Annotated in this window: 11 protein-coding genes; 5 read left to right on the top strand and 6 right to left on the bottom strand. The window is 50.3% G+C overall.

What is annotated here, in order from left to right; genetic code table 11:
• Genes OGY17_RS19405 through OGY17_RS19390 form a run of 4 tightly spaced genes read right to left on the bottom strand, consistent with a single transcriptional unit; the run spans position 1 to position 6,820 of the window.
• Entirely contained in the window at positions 1-1,413 is a 1,413-nt protein-coding gene (locus OGY17_RS19405) for a CheR family methyltransferase (RefSeq protein ID WP_286608094.1), read from the bottom strand.
• A complete protein-coding gene (locus OGY17_RS19400) occupies positions 1,410-2,477 on the bottom strand; it encodes a chemotaxis protein CheB (RefSeq protein WP_048215672.1) in 1,068 nt (355 codons plus the stop codon). The genes OGY17_RS19405 and OGY17_RS19400 overlap by 4 nt, the downstream gene beginning before the upstream one ends.
• On the bottom strand, positions 2,474-4,564 hold the full coding sequence (locus tag OGY17_RS19395) for a methyl-accepting chemotaxis protein (RefSeq protein ID WP_149607938.1): 2,091 nt from the start codon (positions 4,562-4,564) through the stop codon (positions 2,474-2,476). The genes OGY17_RS19400 and OGY17_RS19395 overlap by 4 nt, the downstream gene beginning before the upstream one ends.
• A 45-nt stretch (positions 4,565-4,609) precedes the next feature.
• Positions 4,610-6,820: a sensor domain-containing phosphodiesterase gene (locus tag OGY17_RS19390; protein WP_353622325.1), complete on the bottom strand. Its 2,211-nt coding sequence runs from the start codon at positions 6,818-6,820 to the stop codon at positions 4,610-4,612.
• A gap of 610 nt (positions 6,821-7,430) precedes the next feature.
• On the opposite strand from OGY17_RS19390, the gene OGY17_RS19385 reads away from it, so the two are divergent.
• Genes OGY17_RS19385 through lapD form a run of 5 tightly spaced genes read left to right on the top strand, consistent with a single transcriptional unit; the run spans position 7,431 to position 14,064 of the window.
• Complete coding sequence (locus OGY17_RS19385) at positions 7,431-9,623, top strand: putative bifunctional diguanylate cyclase/phosphodiesterase (RefSeq protein WP_003825843.1); 2,193 nt, start codon at positions 7,431-7,433, stop codon at positions 9,621-9,623.
• Positions 9,616-10,548 (top strand): amino acid ABC transporter substrate-binding protein, encoded by a 933-nt coding sequence (locus OGY17_RS19380; protein WP_071446382.1) that lies wholly within the window; start codon positions 9,616-9,618, stop codon positions 10,546-10,548. Before OGY17_RS19385 ends, OGY17_RS19380 begins: the two co-directional genes overlap by 8 nt.
• Before the next feature lie 7 nt (positions 10,549-10,555).
• A complete protein-coding gene (locus OGY17_RS19375) occupies positions 10,556-11,425 on the top strand; it encodes a transporter substrate-binding domain-containing protein (RefSeq protein ID WP_235127583.1) in 870 nt (289 codons plus the stop codon).
• A gap of 2 nt (positions 11,426-11,427) precedes the next feature.
• On the top strand, positions 11,428-12,120 hold the full coding sequence (gene lapG / locus OGY17_RS19370; RefSeq protein ID WP_032945487.1) for a cysteine protease LapG: 693 nt from the start codon (positions 11,428-11,430) through the stop codon (positions 12,118-12,120).
• A 9-nt stretch (positions 12,121-12,129) separates the two neighbouring features.
• Positions 12,130-14,064: a cyclic di-GMP receptor LapD gene (gene lapD / locus OGY17_RS19365; protein WP_286608089.1), complete on the top strand. Its 1,935-nt coding sequence runs from the start codon at positions 12,130-12,132 to the stop codon at positions 14,062-14,064.
• Positions 14,065-14,141: 77 nt separating this feature from the next.
• On the opposite strand, the gene OGY17_RS19360 is transcribed toward lapD, so the two are convergent.
• Entirely contained in the window at positions 14,142-14,417 is a 276-nt protein-coding gene (locus OGY17_RS19360; protein ID WP_048236656.1) for a hypothetical protein, read from the bottom strand.
• 62 nt (positions 14,418-14,479) lie between these two features.
• A partial coding sequence (locus OGY17_RS19355) for an Ig-like domain-containing protein (RefSeq protein ID WP_286608086.1) occupies positions 14,480-21,557 on the bottom strand: 7,078 nt, incomplete at its 5' end.

Genomic DNA, 21,557 nt, shown 5'->3' with positions numbered 1-21,557 from the left:
TTAGCCACTTTGATGGGCGAATTGCGCCAGTTTATGTTCACACAGGAAACGAAACGTATTGCCAGGAAATACCATTGGCAAACGCAGACGACAAACCGATGACGGATTGTTTATCTCGTCGTTTAGTAACTGCATCACCACACGATAAGTCCGTTGAGCAGGCTGGTATAACTCGCTTTGCCGGTACATTTCAGCCAGATAATAGTGCGCAGGCCAGTAGCCGGGTTCCTGATAAACCACCTGTTTGAACCAGGCGATGGCCTGCTGGGTCTGGTGTTGCCACATCATCGCCAGGCCGAGCAGCATTTTGGCCTCTGCCGACCACTCATCCTGGGCGAGGATCTGCTGTGCGTTTCCGGCTGTTTGAGAAAATTCACGCTGCTCGAGGGCAATAACGCCCTGGATCAAAAGCGCATCCTGATTACGGGGATCGTCACGTAACACACAGGCGATACACTTTTCAGCTTCAGAAAAACATTTTTCATCCAGGCTGGCGCGTGCTTTCTTCAGCCAGTCATTACTCTGCTGCGCCGTGGGCACCAGAGGAACCTGTTCAACCACCGCTCTCGACTGCGGAATGCGCACCGCAACTCTGGGGACAGGCACAACCCTTGCCGCTTCACAATGGTGGCAAAAATAGAAAATCCCCTCTTCCTGCTCCAGCTTCAGAATGTCGAAATTGTTAGCCAGCGTTTCCGCATTGCCAAAAAATAAGGCTCCCTGCGGTTGCAACATCTTCAGCAAATTACCGTGCAGCTCGCGACGCGTTGGCGTATCAAAATAGATGGACACATTGCGCAGCAAAATGATGTCCACTTCCGGAAGTAACTGTTCTTTTATAATGTTGGTGCGATGGAAGGTGACCTTCTCACGGATCTCATCATGCAGCCGGTAGAGGTTTCCCGAGCGGGTGAAGTAGCGTTGCTGAATACTCGGGTCGACGCCACGAAACGAGTAGCTTGAATAGCAGGCGTTGCGGGCTTTTGCCAGGATTGCCGGGTCAATATCACAGCCGTAAATTTCGATGCGCTGGGCCATCCCGCCGAGGTATTTCTCATGCAGCTTGATCGCCAACGAGTAGGCTTCCTCTCCGGAAGAGCATCCGGCACTCAGAATACGCACCGGGCCGCTGCGCTGTTGCAACAGACGCGGGATCCATTTATCGCAGATTAAATCCAGCGTATCGCTTTCACGGAAAAAATAGGTTTCGTTAATCGTAATCAGCGTGATGAAACTATCAAACTCATTCTGCGAGCTACGCAGTTGTTCATAGTATTCATAGTAATCATTGATTTTTCGCTCGGCCATTCGCCGACCCAGCGCCGTTTTCAGCAATGCTTCCATGGCGTTATCGAAGTGCAAACCGACCCGTTCTTTGATCAGGCGAGCATAGTCAGGAAGATTAGGGATCATGGCAATTTACTCTCAACATGCCCGTGGCAAGCCATCGAAAGCAGTACTGCAGCAAGACCATCCAGGGGGATCGTGCGGTGTATCAGTTGCTTGTCGATCGCGTTCTTATTCATACCGAATACCACCGAACTTTCTTCGTCCTGCGCCAGCGTTGTTCCGCCACGGCGGACAATAAGCTCAATGCCGCGGCAGCCATCGCTGCCCATGCCGGTCATAATCAGTCCGACGGCTTTTTCGCGAAACACCTCAGCCACTGACTCCAGCAACAGGTTGCAACTGGGATGGTAAACATCGCTTTCCTGTCTTGGGATCGCCGCTAAACGCTGGTTGCTTTTGACGATCAGGTGCTGCTCCGGCGGCAATATATACACATACCCCGCTTCCACCCGATCGTCCTCCTGCGCCAGTCGCACCTTCAGATCGGTCACGCTATCCAGCCAATGCACCATATTTTTCGCGAAGCCATCGGCAATATGTTGGGCAATAAGTACCGGGCACGGGAACGTACCGGGCAGCTTCTGTAACAGTTTACTGAGCGCCTGCGGCCCGCCCGTCGAGCAGGCAATCGCCAGCACAAAAGGCCAGTCCTGTGGCGTTTTTACAACGTCTATCATCGGTCGTGCAGTGGGGATTACCGGTTCGCCTGGGTAGCGTAATCCCTTGATATGTCGAATGACTTTCACACCGACCAATAATTCTACTTTACGATGCAAAGCATCCGTTGAGAGTGGTGAATCACTGCTATGGTGCAACACCGCCAGAGCACCACGGGAAATGTAGTCATCATCCCATTGATTCTCTGGACAAAATCTCATGACAAGGATCGGGATTGCGCTGGTTGCCATGATCGTTTCCACGATTTCGACGTTATCAGCGCCCGAAATATCCAGCGTCAGAATCAGCAGGTCAGGCATCAGCTGTTGCAATAGTCGGATCGCCTGCCTGCGATGGGCTGCTTGCCCCACCACCTTAATGTGCGGGTGATCCTCCAGTTGCCTGACCAGCTCATTACGCGATGCGCTGCCCAGGTCGAGGATCAGCACCCGAATGTTGCTGCTATTCATGCATCTGTTTCCGTCAGTGTGAATGAGGACGAAGCCTCTTTCAGCGCTTTCGACAGTTGTGTCATATCCTGACTGACAACCAGAATGTCTTTGATAGATTGCGAGGTATAGTTACTGGCAACAACTATCTCACGCAGCGCCATGACCACCTGATTACTCGCCGTTTTCTGTTGCTGTGTTGAAAGCGATATTTGCAGCGCAGCCGTCGAGGTTTGCTCGGCCGTAACAACGATATCGTTAAGATGTTCAGCACTGACTTTACAGGCTATTGCGCCCGCTTTAATGCTCTCGCCGCCTTTTTCCGCGTTCAGCACCAGACGATTAATCGCGTTTTGGATCTCGCTGATCTTATTTTCAATTTCAACCGTCGATTCCGTCACCGAATCCGCCAGACGGCGGATTTCAGCCGCCACAACCGAGAAACGCTTACCGGCTTCCCCGGCGCTGGCAGCTTCGAGCGCTGCGTTAAAGGCGATAAGTTTCGTCTGATCCGCGACGCTGTTAATGATCACCATCACGCGACTGATTTCCGTCGACTTACTACCGAGCATCATGATTTCACGCATGTTTTGCTGATTGTCGGTATCAATATCCGTCATACGCATCAGCAATTGCGACATCGACTCGGAGCCTTTATTGCAATCCTCGAGCGTCTGGTTGGCAATATCCACAACCGCCCGTGAGTGTTCAGCTATCTGTGTCGATGAGGCAGACAGCTCTTCCATGGTGGAGGTAATTTCAGCTACTGAAGATGAGGTTTCCACGCTGGTTGATGCCTGCCCATCGACCGCTTCGGTAATATGCAAAGATGCCTGATGTACCGAATTTGCATGAGAAACCATACCGCCTACCAACGAGTGCAGACGCTGACGCATCATCTCCACTGCACTCAGCAATTCGCCGATCTCATCGTGGTGATCGACCTGAACATCCACCGTTAAGTCGCCTTCGGCAATGGTTTGTGCAATCCCCAGGACACGGTTTAAGCGCCGGGAAATCAGGAAACGGCTGGCCACAGCAATCAGCAGTAAAATGATGGGCAGCAGCAGCGCGGTAAACAGCAGCAGACCGTTACGCACCAGATTGCTGCTCTTGGCGACATCATCAACATAGTTGGTGGTGGCGATTATCCAGTTTATCCCTTCAACGTATTCATAAACGGCAACTTTGGTCTTCGGCAATGCGCCATAACCGCTCACCCAGTTGTAGTAAGTGATGCCATTCTTGTGTTCGAGCATGTCGGCAAACAGCTTAAAACCATTGGCATCGGTAATATTAATTGCCTGCTGGTTGCTCAACGAGGGGTGGACCAACATACGACCAGGTTCAAATCCGGCATCCAGCACATAGGCGTAGCCATCTTTACCAATATGCACATTCAACAAACGCTGAATGATCGGTTGCAAACTCTGTTTGACGTCGAAACCCACCGCGACGGCCCCCACGACCTGACCATATTTGTCGGCAATCGGTTCGTAGTGACTAATAAACTGTTTACCAAACAGTGTGACCACACCGGAAAAGGGTTTATTTTTCAAAAGCAGCGGCAACGCAGGATTATCATGCCCTAGCGCTGTTGCTGTTGCCGTATTGCCTGAACTCGCCAGTAACGTACTGCTGACACGCACAAATTGCTCGCCTTGCAGAATAAACGTACTGGCAAATACGCTAGTTAATTCGGTGAAGTGCGCGTTGGTGTTCGGGTTGCTCAGCACCGCTTTTAATTCAGTAGAGTCCATATAACGCAGCGGTTTATTGGCAACGTTTTGATAATTATTAATATAAACATTGCTGTAATGTTCTGCATCGCGAGTCACACGCTGAAACTCGTTAGAAATACTGTTGTGGAATATCCGCGTGTTGGTTTTAATCATCTCCAGCGCATTGACCTGCAATTCTCTGGAAAGATAAGATGATAATATAAAAGAGGCGCCAATCAGCAACGTTGCAATACAAACAACCAAAATCATACCGAGCTTCATCGCCACACCGGGATGGATGTTGTGCAGCCAGGACAATAGTCGAGCGCGCGGTCCCTCACTGGTGGTATTCGCCGTTCGATTTTTTACTTTAATAATGTCACTCATGATTTTTATTCTCTACCTGAGAAGAAATTACTCTTTTTTTGGTCATCAGGAGCTAGCGCCCTGTGATTCGAGCGTGAACAGCGGCGTAGGTTTGCCAATGTGATATCCCTGTAACCAGCCCACATTCATTTTTTCCAGACAGGCCTGAATAGTGGCGTTCTCGACAAATTCAGCGACCACCTGCATTTTTTTCATTTCAGCAACGCGGCAGAATGACTCAACGATGTAGTAACTAATTTCACTTTCGGTGATCCGTCGAATAAACGAGCCATCTATTTTCAGGATATCTGCTTCGATGTTCATCAAGCGCGCATAACTCGCAAACCCGGTGCCAAAGTCATCAATTGCCACCCGACATCCCAGCTGACGTATTAAACGTAGCGTTTCCACGGTTTGTTCTTTGTCTGATAACGTATCTGCTTCCGTTATTTCAAAAATAATCCGCTGTGGCTCCACCGCGTAGTCGTGCAGGAGTTGGGTGATCTTCATGACAATATTTGAACGACACACCGTCACCGGTGCCAGGTTAATAGAAAAACAACGCTGCGGGTGGCTACGCATAAATTTGAGGGTATTTTCGATAACCCAGAGATCGATATCCGGTGCCAGCCCCGCATCATGAGCAACCGGCAGGAAACTGTTCGGTGGAATAAATTCTCCCCGTTCGTTAAGCATACGGATCAATATTTCATGATACGGCGCTTCACCGTGGGTACTAACTATTGGCTGTGCCATCAGGACAAACGCATTGTTATCCAGCGCATTTTGCAGCGCAGTGCGAATTTCCGTTTTATCAACAATGTGGTTGCCAAGGATCCGGCTATGCTGCGCCTCAAGGTTTTCCGGCCTGCCGTTGGTGAGTGATAAACCCGCCACCATGCCCAGTTTCCCCACCAGCTGATAAATGTCATCACTTAGATCGTTAATCAGGCAATAGCCCAAACCACTGCGAAAACCCAACCGATGGTTGTTGTAAAAGAGACGAAAACTGTTGGCGGCCTGATACAGATCGCATAGCCGCTCCCAGGTGCCATTTTCCAGCCGAATGAGCAGATCATAACCCGCGTGGTAATAGACTTTCTCGCTTTTCACCAGATGTCTGCGCAAATGCTCAGCAAGGATCTTCTGGTAGCGGGCGCGGAAATGAAAACCATAACGACGCGAAAAAAGCTCCAGCTCGGGGATCTGTATCAGACATACAGTCGCGCGTTCAGTGGTAAATAGCTCCGTCTTCAGCGCCCGTAAATTTGCCATGCCTGTCATCGGGTCAGTCAGCCCCAGCAGCAGCGCCTGGTTAAAACGCTGACGGGTAAATTTTGCCAGTACCCCCATGATCACAATGGTGAGTGAAAAGACAAAGATCAACGTCGAAACCAGCGCCTGATGCAGCATGAAGTTAACATCGCTGGCGATATAGCTGTCGTTATGTTTGCCTAAGATGATTAATACGATCGTCCACACCAGCATTGTGAACAAGTGGCCAATCTTGATTGCTCCCCACAACATCAACGGAAATAACAGGATCAGGCTATAGATAGAGAAAAAAACATCCAAATTATCCGGTGATGTTAAGAAGAACATCAGAAAAAACAGCAAGATGCACCAGGATATAACGCCGTAGACACCGATATTGCCTTTACACTGTTCGGCAATGGCCCGCAGAAAGGTCAGCAGGAAAGACGGTCGACGAATGATGCGGTAAATCTTGTAAAATAAAGGGATCCCCGTCAGGCAACCGTTGATGATCCCCTGAATACGTACCAGCATGCCCAGACTCAACGCCGGAATGTTATCCACATCGGGGCGTTGTCCGTGGGCGACAAACATTGCAAAGAGTTTGCTGAACACCAGATACAGCAGGACGTTGTAGCCACAAAGCCAGAGCAGACGATTAAAGCTAATTTTGATGCGACCAAAGCTAACGCAGCTGCGTCTGCCGGTGAATTTGCGGTACGCGGCATAACTTAAGGTCGACGCGATGATCAGGCACAACGCATCTACCCGTTCATTTTGCGGACCGACCACAAACATGACCGTCAGGAACAGAAGAAACCCCGGCAACACCCGAAAACCGAACAAGACCAATGCGGCAGAAAATACGGCTAGCTTGAGATCGTAAACTGTTAAAATAGTATTATTGAGAATGCTATAACCGTTAAGATATTGTGCCAGCGGGTAAAAAAGGCCAGGTAAGACAAGTGGCAGGCACCATTCCCGAATATTTTTTATCGTGTTTGAATTTATTATTGCGTCCAAATCAATTTATCCGCTATGCACTATACCAATAGGACTTTAATCCAGACTCGAATGTCACAAACAAATCCTTTTGGGTCAGCCGATGAACCATAGCAAAATTGTCAACATTGACCGCGCACTGAGAAAATAAAATAAGGTTCTATAATGAAGAGAGCATGTTATTCATATCAAATCAGGAAATAAATACCCATTTATAGACAAAAATGGACATCCGGTGGGGATGAAATCACTAAAATGCCTGTCCAAAAAACTGCTAATTCATTGATGTTTAGTAAAAAACAAAAAAGCCTTTGTCAGTTTCCCAACACCTCCAACCAGTACGTATAAAAAATCTTCTCAAGCACTATGAATGTCAACATTAATATCCTGAAAGGGGCATTCAGAAAATGTATTTTTATGTACACTTTTGCCTATTGACGAAAAGAGCAGCGTTATCTATATTCGCATACCGTTATTTTTGTCATTACTCACCATGGTTCAATGTTAGTTATTTGTTACGTCATTACGTTTCACATCTTTCATCTACTTATTTGCAACAATAATATTCCATCAAGTAATAGCAGAAATTAATTTTAGTATCGAATAATCTTTTCAGGAATTAACATAATCCGTGGCAAAGTCTCTGTTTTCCCTTAAAGCAATAAAAGGGTGGCAACATTCAATCACTGGCAAAATAACGCAATTCTTGCTGGCGGGTATCGTTATTGCGTTTAGTGCTGGCGCGTTTACCAACTGGAGCCTGATAGATAACTTTTCTTATCAGCAGTGGGTACAGCGGGCTGAAGCGAATGCACAGATTATGACCTACATCATCCGCAACGTGTATACCACCGTTTCGGTCGAAACCAGCGACGCAGGGCAGATATCCCGCATTGTCTCCGACAGACAGATTGGTGACACCGACTCTATTATGCAAACCGGTTATAACCCGGTTGACGTCCTGGCACTGGCATCAGTACAGACCCATAGCCCCACCTGGTTGTTTCTGTATACGCCGGAGAAAGGGTTTGTTGGCATCAACAACAAGTCAGAAGAGGGTGATGGGATCATCTCTTTCCCCGGTCGTCTGCCGCGCGATGTGCTGGGTAACTACTATGTTGGCTTCGCCCAAATTAATGGCGAAGAGTGCTTTATCAGCGCCGTTCCTATTTTGACGCCTTCAGGTGAGATCCTCGGTAGCCTGATTAGCAGCATTGGAAAAAAAAGCGATCTCTACGCCACCTACGATGCGATGCTGAAAAAAAGCAGTATCATTTTTGTCCTGATTTTGCTGGTAACGCTGGCACTGGTCACGATGTTTATGCGCCGTTTATTCCGTCCGGTTCCGCTGCTGATTAACTCCCTTACCCGCATCGCCCATGAAGAGACGGACTGTATAACGCCCTATCTTGATCAGGACGATGAGATTGGACATCTGGCCGGGGCGATTGAGAAATTGCGCGTCGCCATGAAAGAACGCGGCTATCTGCAACGAATGCATGAAATGTCGCAAAAGATGGAGCATATGGCCCATCATGATTCACTGACCGGATTGCCCAACCGCGTTTCGTTTGGCCAGGCGTTAGATAAACGCGTCAGTGAAATCCATCAGGACGAAAAACCATTTAACCTGCTGTTGATTGACCTCGACAACTTCAAACCAGTAAACGACACCTTTGGTCATAAAGCGGGCGATGAGCTGTTAATCAGCGTTGCCCAGCGCCTGCAGCTCTTGCTGGGACCTAACGATATCGCAGCGCGTCTGGGCGGTGATGAATTCGCCATTCTGCAACATGTCAGCGATAACGCCATCAAAGAAGCGAATCGGCTGGCGAAGCGGATTATTCGTGCGCTGAGCACCCCGTTTACCTGGAGCACGCATACTTTTTCCATCAGCTGCAGTATTGGTATCACTACCGCGCCGTATCAGGGCAATAATACCTCGACGTTGATGATCAATGCCGACCTTGCCATGTACGCCTCAAAACATCATGGCCGGGGTTGCTTCCATTTCTTCGAAGACGGCATGGTGATGAAGCATACCCACAGCCTGTTTATTAATCAGGAAATCATCGATGGTATTGATAACAAGGAATTCGAGCTTCATTACCAGCCAATCATCAATCTGGAAGATGAAAGCGTATATGGCTACGAATCGCTGATACGCTGGAATCATCCCACCAAGGGTCTGATTTACCCTGATTATTTTATCAACATCGCCGAGAACTCCGGTCTGATTGTCCGTTTGGGCGAATGGATTATTCGTCAGTCCTGTGAAGCCGCTGCCAAATGGCCGGAGCGTATCAGGGTAGCCGTCAATATATCGGCCTACCAACTGCACAGCCCAGGACTGGTTGACGTTATCAAAGATGCGTTACGCATCAGTCAACTTTCAGCCGAGCGCCTTGAAATAGAAATTACCGAATCCGAAAAGCTGGATAAGTCGATTGCCTTGCCCGTGCTGCAAGAGATCCGCTCACTGGGCATTGAAATCGCGATGGATGATTTAGGCACCGGCTACGCGGCGCTGGATTATCTGCTGATCTATCCTTTCACTCGCATCAAGATAGCGCGCACGCTGGTCGATAAGCTCCAGCAAGATAATGCCAGTCAGTATTTGATTGTGATGCTGATTCAGTTTGCCCATAAGTACAATATGTCGGTCACCGCTGAAGGGGTAGAAACCGCGCAGCAGCGTGACATTCTGCGCGACATTGAGTGCCAGAATGTTCAGGGCTATTTCTTTAGCTATCCGCTGCGCGAGCGTGAAGTGCTTTCCGCATTTGCCAAAGAGGTCATTGAAGAAGGACTGTGCAATGTCTGACTTCTTTCGCCCGGTAAAGCGCATGCTGACGATTTTTGCCCTGTTAATTGTTTCAGCAACGCCATGCTTAGCAGGCTCAGCCCTGCCGTTGCACACGCTGGAGCAAATCGCCAGCAAGAAAAGCATTACCCTTGGTTATCAGGATGATGCGTTTCCTTTCTCCTGGCAGAATGGCAACGTACCTGCCGGCTATTCCATTGATATTTGCAACAGTATCGTCAGCGCGCTCAAGACAAAACTTCAGCTTAAAAACCTGAAGGTCGAGTGGGTAAAAGCTAACTCGGCATCGCAGTTTGTCCTGATTAAAAATCACATGGCAGACATCATGTGTATCCCGGCCTTCTATTCGAAAAGTCGCCACAGCATTAGCGAGTTCTCGCTGCCGTTTTATTTTTCAAGCACCCGCTTCGTCATGCGTAAAAATGAAAGCAACGACAATCTGGCAGAGCTTTCCGGACATAGCGTACTGGTAAAAAGCGGCACGATTTACGTTGAGCAACTGCAAAAAGTGAATGCCGCCAATGACCTGGATATTAATATTCAACTCGATACCAACAACATTACCGCCTTCAATGAACTGAAGAATGGTGAGTATTCTGCACTGATCTCCAGTACGGTTTTACTCAAAGGGATGATCGCGCAAACGCCTAATCCTGGAGACTATAAACTTTCCGACATTGCGCTCAGCGCCCCGCTACCGGCCGGCTTGTTACTCCCGTTACACGATAAAGAATTTAAAGAATTTGTTGATGACACTCTCTCCTCGCTGATGGCCAGCAACGAATTTACTGCGCTGTACAATAAATGGTTTCAGTCACCGATCCCGCCGAAAGCCATTAATTTAAACATTCCCATGTCAGATAACCTGAAAGCATTAACGTCTGCTAAAAAGAAGATCAGTTTTGATTATGAAAAATATAATTAATCGTGAGATGACAAGGGTGAACCGCATAGTGCAATGGCTGTTTTTACTGGCAGGCATCGGTATCACCCCCGCGCTGATGGCGCAGCAGAACGCCGCGACGCTCGATCATATTCAGAACAGCAGCGTGCTCAACGTGGGTTATCGCCAGCTGCCACCGTTTTCTTTTACTGACCACAATGGCAAAGTCACGGGTTATACCATCGCGGTATGTAACATGATTGCCGATAAGTTGCGCCAGTATTTGAAGCTCAACAGCTTAACCATTCATTATATTCCCGTGAATTTTGCAGAACGCTTCTCCGCATTAAACACACGGAAAATAGATATGGACTGTGGTGTAAATACCAATGCGCCGGAGCGGACCTCCAGCGTTTCATTTTCGCTCAACTACTACACCGCGAAAATGCGCATCATCTCTTTGCGTAAAAATAATATAAATTCAATTGCCGATCTAAAAGGACGCACGGTAAGTCTGACCGGTAGCTCTAAAGATTTGCTGGAATTTAATAAAGCCAACAGAGAGCAACACCTTAATATTTCAACGATTACCACCACCACCATAAACGGCGCATTTGAGAAAATGGCGCATAATGAATCCGCCGCTTTCTTTGTCGATGACATTCTGGCCTGGCCGCTGATTAATCATAGCGAGCAACCTGAACTGTTCAGCGTCTCTTCTGAGAGCATCGGCAATGAGATGCACTATGCCATTATGATGAGGAAAAACGATCCGCAGTTTGTGACGTTTGTTGACAGTACGCTGACAGATTTTTTTGCCTCGCCGGCCAACGTGCAATTACGTAAAAAGTGGTTGTCCCCCTGGTCCTGCGAAAAGCTGAAAAACCCGTCACCGGGCAGTTGCCAGCATAGCCATTGAACATTATCCGCCGCTGCTTACGCCACCGCCTGCTACGCCTGTGGAAAATCCCCGGGGCGCTGCTGCTATTGCTGTCAGTCCATTCGCTACGCGCGGCCTGGGATTTTGCCAATATTCAACAAAAGTCCGATGCGCTATATGGCCCGGCAACACCAGAAGCACAGCAACGGATCCGCGCCTGGCAACAGCTTCTGCTCCAGTTGCGTAATGCTGACGAGCAAACGCAATTACGCGCTGTAAACCAATTCTTTAACGAGAAGATCCGCTATACCGAAGATATTGATGTCTGGCATAACGTCGATTACTGGGCGACCCCTATCGAGTCGCTGCGCAAAGGTGAGGCGGATTGTGAAGACTACGCAATCGCCAAATATTTCACCCTCCGCCAGTTGGGCGTGTCAGAAGACAAACTTCGCATCACCTACGTTAAAGCCCTGCGTTTAAATCGCGCGCATATGGTGCTCACCTGGTACGCCACCCCTGGGGCGATTCCTCTGGTGCTCGACAGCCTGACCAGCACCATTTCGCCTGCTACGCAGCGCATGGACTTATTACCCGTCTACTCCTTTAACAACACTGGCCTTTGGCTTCCCGGCAATCAAAACAATAAACGCGTTGGGGACAGCAAGAGGCTTTCTCGCTGGCAGCAAGTTTTCACCAAAATGCGGGAAGAAGGCTTCCCGATGGATAAATAGGAATCGCCCGTGTCTCTTTTTAAACAGTTACTTCTGGCAATCTCTCTCTTTATGATGGTTGTGTTCAGCGGCAATTTTATTGTGACGCTGGAGAGTTCTCGCAATCAGTCCAATAACCAACTCCTTTCACATGCCCAGGATGCCGCAACGGCGCTAGGCGTTTCGCTGACGCCCAACGTCAACGACCCGGCAATGATCGAGCTGATGGTCAGCTCCATTTTCGATAGCGGTTACTACAAAAAAATCCGCATCGTCGATCTGGCAAACGGCAAAATAATTCTTGAGCGTAGCGCGGTAGCGACAATTCCCGACGTTCCCGGTTGGTTCGTCGATCTGGTGGATGTCACCCCGCAAACCGGTGAAGCAACGATTATGCGCGGCTGGCAGCAGGCAGCTCGCGTGGAAGTGACCAGCGATCCTATCTTTGCCGTGCAGCGTCTGTGGGACAATACCTTAGGCAATCTATTGTGGATGCTGTCCTGTAGCCTTGCCTGCTTAATCGCCGGTATTCTGCTGCTGCGCAAACTGCTGCGCCCACTCAATTACATGGCAAAACAATCCGAAGCTATTACCCGTCGCGAGTTTCTGACGCTCCACGAGTTACCCAAAACGCCGGAATTACGCCGCGTTGTAGGCGCCATGAATTTAATGGCAGCTAAGCTTAAATCGTTATTTGAAGAACAAGCTATCTACAGCGAACGCCTGCACAATGAAGCTTATCTCGACAGCCAGACCGGGGTAGCCAACCGCCGGGCATTCGATATGCAGCTCCAGACGCGACTGAGTGATGCCGATACGGCACCAGGATATCTGATGCTGGTTCGCGTTCAGGATTTAGGTGGCCTGAATCAGCGCTTTGGCGGGCCGCATACTGATAAGCTGTTGCTCAACATCGCCAACCTGCTGAACGCGCACAGAGAAAAGTATGCCCCTCTCGACAGCACGCTCGCCCGCATTCGCGGCGGTGAATTCGCCCTACTCTGCCCTGGCGTGACGCACGGAGAAATGCTGGAGCTGTGTAATTCATTGTCTCAGAAACTCACGGCCTTTTACGCTACTGGAATGTCAGACCAACAGCCGGTTGCCTATACCAGCATGGTGCCATTCAGCGCCGGAGAAAATGCCCAGTCATTGCTGATCCAGGCCGATCGCCTGCTGGTTGAAGCGGAAACACACACCAACCATCAGGTCGTTCCTACCACCGAAATACCTGCAGCTACAGAAGATCAGCATTTGTGGTTTGTTCGCCTGGAGCATGCGCTGACAAATCAACAGTTTCAGTTGGTTTATCAGCCGGTGGTCGATTGCCGCCAGCCGGACAAAATCCTGCATTACAAGGTGCTGTCGCGCATTATTGATGAGCAGGGTAACGCCATTACCGCGGGGCGGTTCTTGCCGTGGATCCACCGCTTTGGCTGGAGTCATCGACTCGATAAAGTCATGTTGAAGCTCACATTGAACCAGTTGAAAACCGCGCCCGGAAAACTAGCGTTGAGTATTTCTGGCAGTTCTGTCGCCAGCGCGACCGCCATTGCAGACCTGCTCAATCCGTTACGGTACTCACCGAAATTAGCCAGCAAGCTGATTCTGGAACTGGATGAAAATCAGTTACCAGGCCCCCATCAGATGGCGGCATTTGTTAAAGCCGTAGGTCAGCATCGCTGCGCGCTGGGACTGCAACACTTCGGTAGCCGTTTCGATATGATCGGTCATCTGTCGCAATGGGGTCTTGCCTATCTGAAAATCGACAGCAGTTATATCCGCAAAATTGATGAGGAAAATGATAAGCGTTTGTTTATTGAAGTATTGTGCAGTGCCACGCGCAGTATTGATTTGCCGCTCATTGCCGAGCGAGTTGAAACGGAAGGTGAGCTTATGGTACTGCAAGAATTAGGGATTGATGGTGCAATGGGGCAATTATTAGGTGAGCCCGCACCATTGTGATAAAACTGGCGTCTTGATACGCCTTTGTATAGCCGGATGGCGCTACGCTTATCCGGCCTACAAACTGCCTGCATCAGCTAAAATATACGATCATCGTTGCCAAGCAGTTGTTCTAACCCGCCAAGTTCCTGGCGCGCGTTCGCGCGATTCATTAATTTAACCTGCGCCATCGCTGGAAGATCGGTAATAGCAATCACGCCTTTACGGATCAACAGGTAAATCAAATCGTCGAGCACGCGAACCATCTCCAGGTCGCTTTTTTGCAGCATCGCTAAAGCCTGCTGGTTGTCATTTTCAGGACTTTTTGCCACGCCTTCTGTCTGCACGTTTGCAGCAGATGAATCAGAGTTCATATCAGTGCCTTTTCATTTTGCATGATGCTGCTGCCCTGTTTACACAGGGCAGTAGGCAATCGTTAGTGAGTGTGGTTTTGATCGGGTTTAGCAATCAGGTGATCCAACGAGTAGGTCGGAGAATGCAGATCGCCACTTGCCGGAGTTGACAGCGCGGTATCTATTCCATGCGCCACTTTTGCCGGACTGGCGATCAGGTGATGATCGCCGCCGCTTTGAATGTACTTCGCAATATCCACACCTTCATGCAGTTCACGCGCCAGATCGCTGAGATCGACTTTTTCAAGCACCCCCTTCGCCTTATCATCGGCGCTGAGTACCGCTGTCGCCTGACCGTGTCCGGTCGCTGCTGGTGCATAAGACAGAGATAATGCGTTGTCGTCGAACAGGTTATGCAGCGCATGCTGCATCGCAGCATGATTCCCTTTATCCACCGTATGCCCTTTCACTGGTGCAGGATCGTCCATCGTCACGTTCAACGTTTGGCTATAAGGCGTAATATTACCGTGGTTATCATGCGCCTCGACCAATACGTTCACGCGGTTATGACCGGCACGGAATGCGGAGGTATCGGCCTCAATGTCATAGGTCAACCCATTAATGCCCTGATGAAGAATGGCATCGTACTGATGACCATTTACCAGCGCTTTAATATGATCGCCATCATTCACATCACCGCTCACGCTGCCGGTAATATGCGTGACGGCATCGTGTGATTCGGCACGCGAGATGTGGTTATCACCGGCGATCTTATCTACCACGATACTGGCGTCAGCGTGTGTATCAAGGACGATGGTTTTGTGATCGCTCACATCGATTGTATTACCCGCGTCGTCGTGTAACGTCGTTTTCACATCAATATCATTGATACCTTCCTTCAGATATGCGCTCTGGACAGCAACCTGATAAACCGTTGATGATCCAGGTGCCAGCGTAGCCTTCATAAGGTGACCGTTGATATTCACTTCAACAACATCGGTAGAATGGGTATCCCCAGAGACCGTAAAGCGAATCACTGTGTCTGACTGCGATTCTTTCAGGTTAACGACGTTATCTGCTGCGATGCCGTCATTGATAGTAATCGCACCATCGGCATGAGTATCCAGCACCACGTTTTTCTGATCGTGCACGTCTAACGTATTCCCTGCGTCATCGTGTAACGTCGTTTTCACCTCAATCTTATTATCGCCCTCATTCAGATACGTTCCCGGAACCGCAACCTGATAAACCGTCGAGGAGCCAGGTACCAACGAAGCCTTCATGTTGTTGCCATTGACGCTAACATCAACGACATCGGTCGGGTGAGTGTCGCCGGAAACCGTAAATTTAATCACCGTGTCTGACTTCGATTCATTCAGGTTAACGACGTTGTCGCCTGCGATGTGGTCATTAATGGTAATTGCACCGTTGGCCTGCTCATCAACGGAATAGGTATGTGTCGATTTTGCGGTGAACGGGTTCCCCGGCGCGTCATGGCCGGTAAGCTCAACGTCAATAACTTTGTGCGCATCACTACGTAGAACCGCCGAATCCACGTCAATCTGATAGCCCAGACCGCCGCCGCTCAGGGTGATGACGCTCCCTTGATACTTATGCCCGCCGATGGTCAAGGTAACCGGATCATAAAGCTGCGCGTCACCGCCGACATGGCCGGTGATGGTCACCTTCTGCCCCGACAGCTCCTGGTGGTTGAGGACGTTATCCGCCGTGACGCTGTCAATGTCGACGGTACCTGAAGCCACGCGGTCGATGAGGATCGTCTTATCGGTATCAATCTGCTGGCGGTTACCGGCATCGTCATGGGCGACGACATGGGCAGTAATATGCTGGTCATGAACCAAATCAACCGTACTGACTTCAACGCGGAACACCTTCTTACCGCCGCTGTCGGAGACTATCGCCGGCAGATCTTTGCCATTGACGGTGACGGTAACCTGATCGCCGACCTCAACGTCGCCGGTCACAGAACCGGTGATGATGGTGGTCGGTTGCCCGGCTTCAACGTTATTCAACACGTCATCATTGGACACTGGGTCCAGGACAATTGTCGCATCCACGCGATCGTCAATTATCACGGTTTTGTCATACGTCGCAGTCTGGATATTCCCTGCCGTATCATGACCCGTCACGCTGACATGAATAGTCGGATCAGTCTGAAGATCCGTGGTACTCACGAATGCTTTATACCCCAACTGCCCGTTCATATGCGGCAGCTCAATGACAGTGGCCTCAACCTGGTTGCCATTAACGGTGATATAGACCTTGTCGTTTTTGTGTACGTCACCATCCACGGTACCGCTGACTTCAACCTTGCCAGCCTGAATCTCAGCGGCATTGATAACGTCGTCACCGCCCACGGTATTAACCGTTACCGCTGCCGATGCCGTGGTATCGACAGAAAACGCTTTGATGATACTGGTGTCCTGAACGTTGCCAGCCTTGTCGTGGCCGGTCACTTTAGCGTCGATGGTATGGTCAGCTACCAGGTCTGACGTATTTACATCAACTGTGTAGTGATTACTTGCATTAATAACGGCATTGTAATCATGACCATTGACCGTCAAGGTCACGTTTTCACCGGGTTTAACATCGCCGGAAACGGAACCACTCACCGTGGTCTTTGCTTGTCCAACTTCTTGCGAGTTCAGTACATTATCGGTGGTGATGTCATCTACCGTAACGCCCGCATCGGCTTTGAGATCGACTTCAACGTGCTTCGACGTCGAATCAGTACCGGTGTTCCCGGCCGCATCGGTCGCGCTTACCGACGCGGTAATGTCCGGGTTATTACGCAGATCGTTGATGCTGACATCCTGCGACCAGACCCATCCCGTGGTGCCTGCATGTACCACAGCGGTTAAAGTATTACCATTCACCTGCAGCGAGACTACGCTACCGTCATGGATGCCTTCGCCGCTGACCGTACCGCTGATCGTTGTTGTGCCGCTTTTCGCTTCCGAACCATTGATAACGTCATCACCGGCGACATTGTCCATGGTGATGTGGACTGGGTTATCGATATCGACCTGAATGGTTTTCAGCACGCTCGAGGTGTCGCTACCCGCGGAGTTACTGACGGTAATTGATACCTCAAATGTCGGGTGCGCCTTAAGTACGTCGGTAGGAACATCAACCTGATAGCCTAATTCACCCGGCAGGCCAGGAATCGCGATCATTTTGCCAGGGTATTGATTGCCGTTAATGGTGACAATAACCGTATCATTGACGCTTACATCCCCAGTTATCAGACCACGAATCGGCGTAGTGGATTTACCCTCTTCAACTTGGTTGATTACATCATCGCCCGTCACCGGATCGACGGTGAGGTGGACATGCGGTTTCTGTGGTAGCGAGGTTCCTGTGCCGGTTGTCGGGGGAGTGACCACTGGCGGCGTCGTGAACCCGTAAGGCGTATTACCGATCACTGGCGTATTGTGCAACCACGGTAGATCGATAAATTTATGCTCTGTTGCTGTCGCCGTGTTGCCATAATTATCATGGGCGGTAATAGAAACCAGAATATCGCCGTTGTTTTCGAACTTATCGGAGCCAATATCCGCCTGATAGCCGAGTTTACCATCAGGAAGTGTAATCACGTGGGTAGTGAGGACAAATCCGTTCCCCACTGTCATGGTCACCTTATCGCCGACAACCGCATCGGGAGTAACATGTCCGATTATGGAGATAAAGTCCGGTCTGCTGCCAGGAAGTAGGTTATTCGCAATAGGGTTACCTGGGGGAAGGCCGCTGGAGGCAACATCAATAGTTATCCCGGCATCAGCAACGGTATCAATCTCCACCGGCCTATCATCATACCCGCGCGCAACGTTGCCAGCTGCATCCTTTGCCGTCACCTCGGCATGGATATTCGGATCCATCAGCAGATCGAGCGTTGAAACCTGAGTGCTAAACACGTGCTGACCGTTGCTGCCATCCTGCACCAGGGCATAGTAGGTCTGATGGTTGATGGTCAGTTCAACCTGATCCCCCACACGCACATCGCCACCCACGCTACCGGTCACGGTGGTCAGCGGGTTATGCGCATCTTTGTAGCTGATAACATCATCATGATGATCCGTTACCAGCGGGTCGATATTGACGATAGCCTCAGCGTGATCGTCGATGGTCACCGTGCTTGTCGCATCCGCCGTCGCGGTATTCCCTGCGGCATCATGGGTGGTAATCGTCGCCGTAATATTTGGATCGTTTTTCAACCACTGGGTATCAACCTCGATGCTATAGCCCAGCGTCCCCAGCTTCGGCAGTTCGACCACCGTCGCATCAACCGTATTGCCGTCAATTACCAAGTGAACGATATTTCCCTTGTGCGCGTCGCCGCCCACCGTGCCGCTGATGATCGTTTTCGGTGCCTGCAGTTCAGTACCGTTCAGAACGTCATCACCCGTCACGCGATCGATGGTGATCGCAGCAAAAGCCCGGTCGTCCAGATTAACGTCATGGTGCGCCACCACGTGCGCATGGTTCTTCGCCGCATCGGTAACGTCCATGGTGACTTCAATATGCGGGTTGGCGACCAGATCGGCGGTATTGACGATAATACGGTAGCCCAGATGGCCATTGATATCGTCCACCGAACCTTTATAAGTGACGCCGTTGATGGTCATGACCAGCGGGTCGCCTTTTTGAACTTCGCCGGTCACGGTGCCGCTCACAACCGTAGTGGTCTGATGCTGCTCGTCATAATTCAGCGTGTTGTCTGGCGTAACGTCGTCGATTGTAATCGTCGCGTCGATGCGGGTATCGATCACCACCGTGGTCTCAGCATTGGCCGTCGCCGGGTTGCCCGCAACATCGGTGGTGCTAACGGTGGCCGTTAAATGCGGATCGGACAGCAGATCGGCGGTACTGACTTTGATGCTATACCCGAGATGACCGCCCTGATCGCTGACTTTCCCGGTCAGGGTATGACCATTCACGGTAAGGTAAACGGTATCATTGGCGTGCACATCGCCGCCGACTCTGCCGGTCACATAGGTGAACGGCTGGCGGGATTCATCGCCGTTGACCATATTGTCGCCGGTAACAGGATCGATAGTCAGCAGCGCTTTCGCGTGCAAATCTACCGCCATATCCTGCGTGGCTTCGGCTTTCTGCTGGTTGCCAACATTATCGACCCCAACCACCTGCGCAACGATATGCGGATCTTTCACCAGATCGCCCGTCAGCACATCCAGCTTATAGCCCAGCGCATTATTGTGCTCCGGGAGTTTCTGGACAGTTGTGTCGTAGTGGTGACCATTGATGGTAACAATCACTTTATCGCCCATGTGCACATCACCAGAAACGGTACCCATCACTTCGGTGGTGTGTTTTGTGGACTCGGCGCCGTTAATCATATTGTCGCCCGCCACGGTATCAATGGTAATCCCTGCCTGGGCGTGGTTATCAATTTTTACTGTATGCGTCGTGGACTTGACAACTTCGTTCCCCACGGCATCGTGCGACGTTACGGTAGCCTTGAAGGTGACATCTTTGTCCTGGTTGCTCTGGTTGTCGCTAAAGTCAGAGGACAGAACCGGGATTTGATACCCCAATTGACCGTTGCCCAGAACGATAACTTTGCCGGTATAGGTGTTACCGTTAATCTCAACGCGCACATCATCGTCAACCTGGGCGTCTTTACCCACGACGCCGCTAACCAACTGCCAGGTCTTGTCCAACTCGAAATGGTTGAGTACGTTATCATTCGTCACCGGATCAATCGTAATCGTCGCTTCCGCGTGCAGATCGATATGCACCATATGGTCGTGCGTTACCGTTGACGGGTTACCGTGTTCATCGACGGTTGAAATGGAGACCTGGACCTTCTGGTCGCTGCCATCTTTCAGATTATCGGTGCTGACTTCAATGCTGTAACCCAGCGAATGGTCAGGCAGTTCAAAGACCTTGCCGCTATAGGTTTTGCCATTGAAGGTTAAGGTGACAACATCGTCTTTCTGCGCATCGCCGCCAACCGGCCCCGTGATGATCGTCTTATGCAGGTCGGACTCGGCTTTACTGATAATGTCATCACTTGCGACGGTATCGATGCCGATAGAGGCGCTGGCGTCCAGATCCAGACCCACGGTACGATCCGCGGTTGCCGTGGTTTCGTTACCATGACTATCCGTGGTGTGAATGCTCGCATGAATCACCGGATCGTTGACCAGGTTCTGGGTGTCCACCGGGATATGATAGCCGAGGCCACCGTTCGCCAGCTTCTCCACCGTGCCTGAGTAGTGCTGACCATTAATCACCAGCTCAACGGTATCGTACTCTTTCGCATCGCCGCTTACCGTGCCGCTGATGGTGGTCTTACCGTTATGGTCCGTCGATTCTTTGATGTTGATGAAGTTATCATCCGTCACGCCATCAATGGTGATATGCGATTGGGTGTACATATCAGCGCTAATGGTTTTCGTCGCAGAATGCGTGACGCTGTTCCCTGCCGCATCGCTGGAGGTGACCGAAATGGTAATTTCCGGATGACTCATCAGCATATGGGTATTCATCGGGAAGCTATAGCCCAGCTTGCCGCCCGCCAGCGTGACAACAACGCCTTGCATCACCGGGACGCCATCCAGCTGCAACTCCACCACATCCCCGGCCGCCGCATCCACGCCGGTGACGGTACCGGCGATCTGCGTGATACCGCCGTTTGCGGAAAACTCCTTGATATTAATAACGTCATCACCGGCAATGGTACCAATATGCACCTGGTTTACCGCAAAGTTGTCGATATGCACGCTGTGGTTGCTGATCGCCGTCACTTCATTGCCTACCGCATCATGCGAGACAACCGTCGCCTTGATGTTGACGTTTTTATCCTGGTGGCCCTGGTTGTTGCTGAACGCCGACGAGTCGACCGGGATTTGGTAGCCCAGTTGACCGTTATTCAGCGTAATGACTTCACCCTTAAACGTGTGGCCATTGATCTCAAGCCTGACAACGTCGTGAAGCTTCGCATCACCATCGACGGTGCCGGTGATGAGTTGCTGAGCCATATTCAGTTCGCTATGGTTCAGGGTGTTATCGGCGGTCACCTTATCAATCGTAATGCTCGCTTCCGCGTGCAGATCGATATGCACCATATGGTCGTGCGTTACCGTTGACGGGTTACCGTGTTCATCGACGGTTGAA

It is taken from the genome of Citrobacter sp. Cpo126 (genome assembly GCF_030332445.1).
In the GTDB taxonomy this organism is placed as follows: domain Bacteria; phylum Pseudomonadota; class Gammaproteobacteria; order Enterobacterales; family Enterobacteriaceae; genus Citrobacter; species Citrobacter portucalensis.
This window is presented reverse-complemented; position numbering and strand designations above follow the sequence as displayed.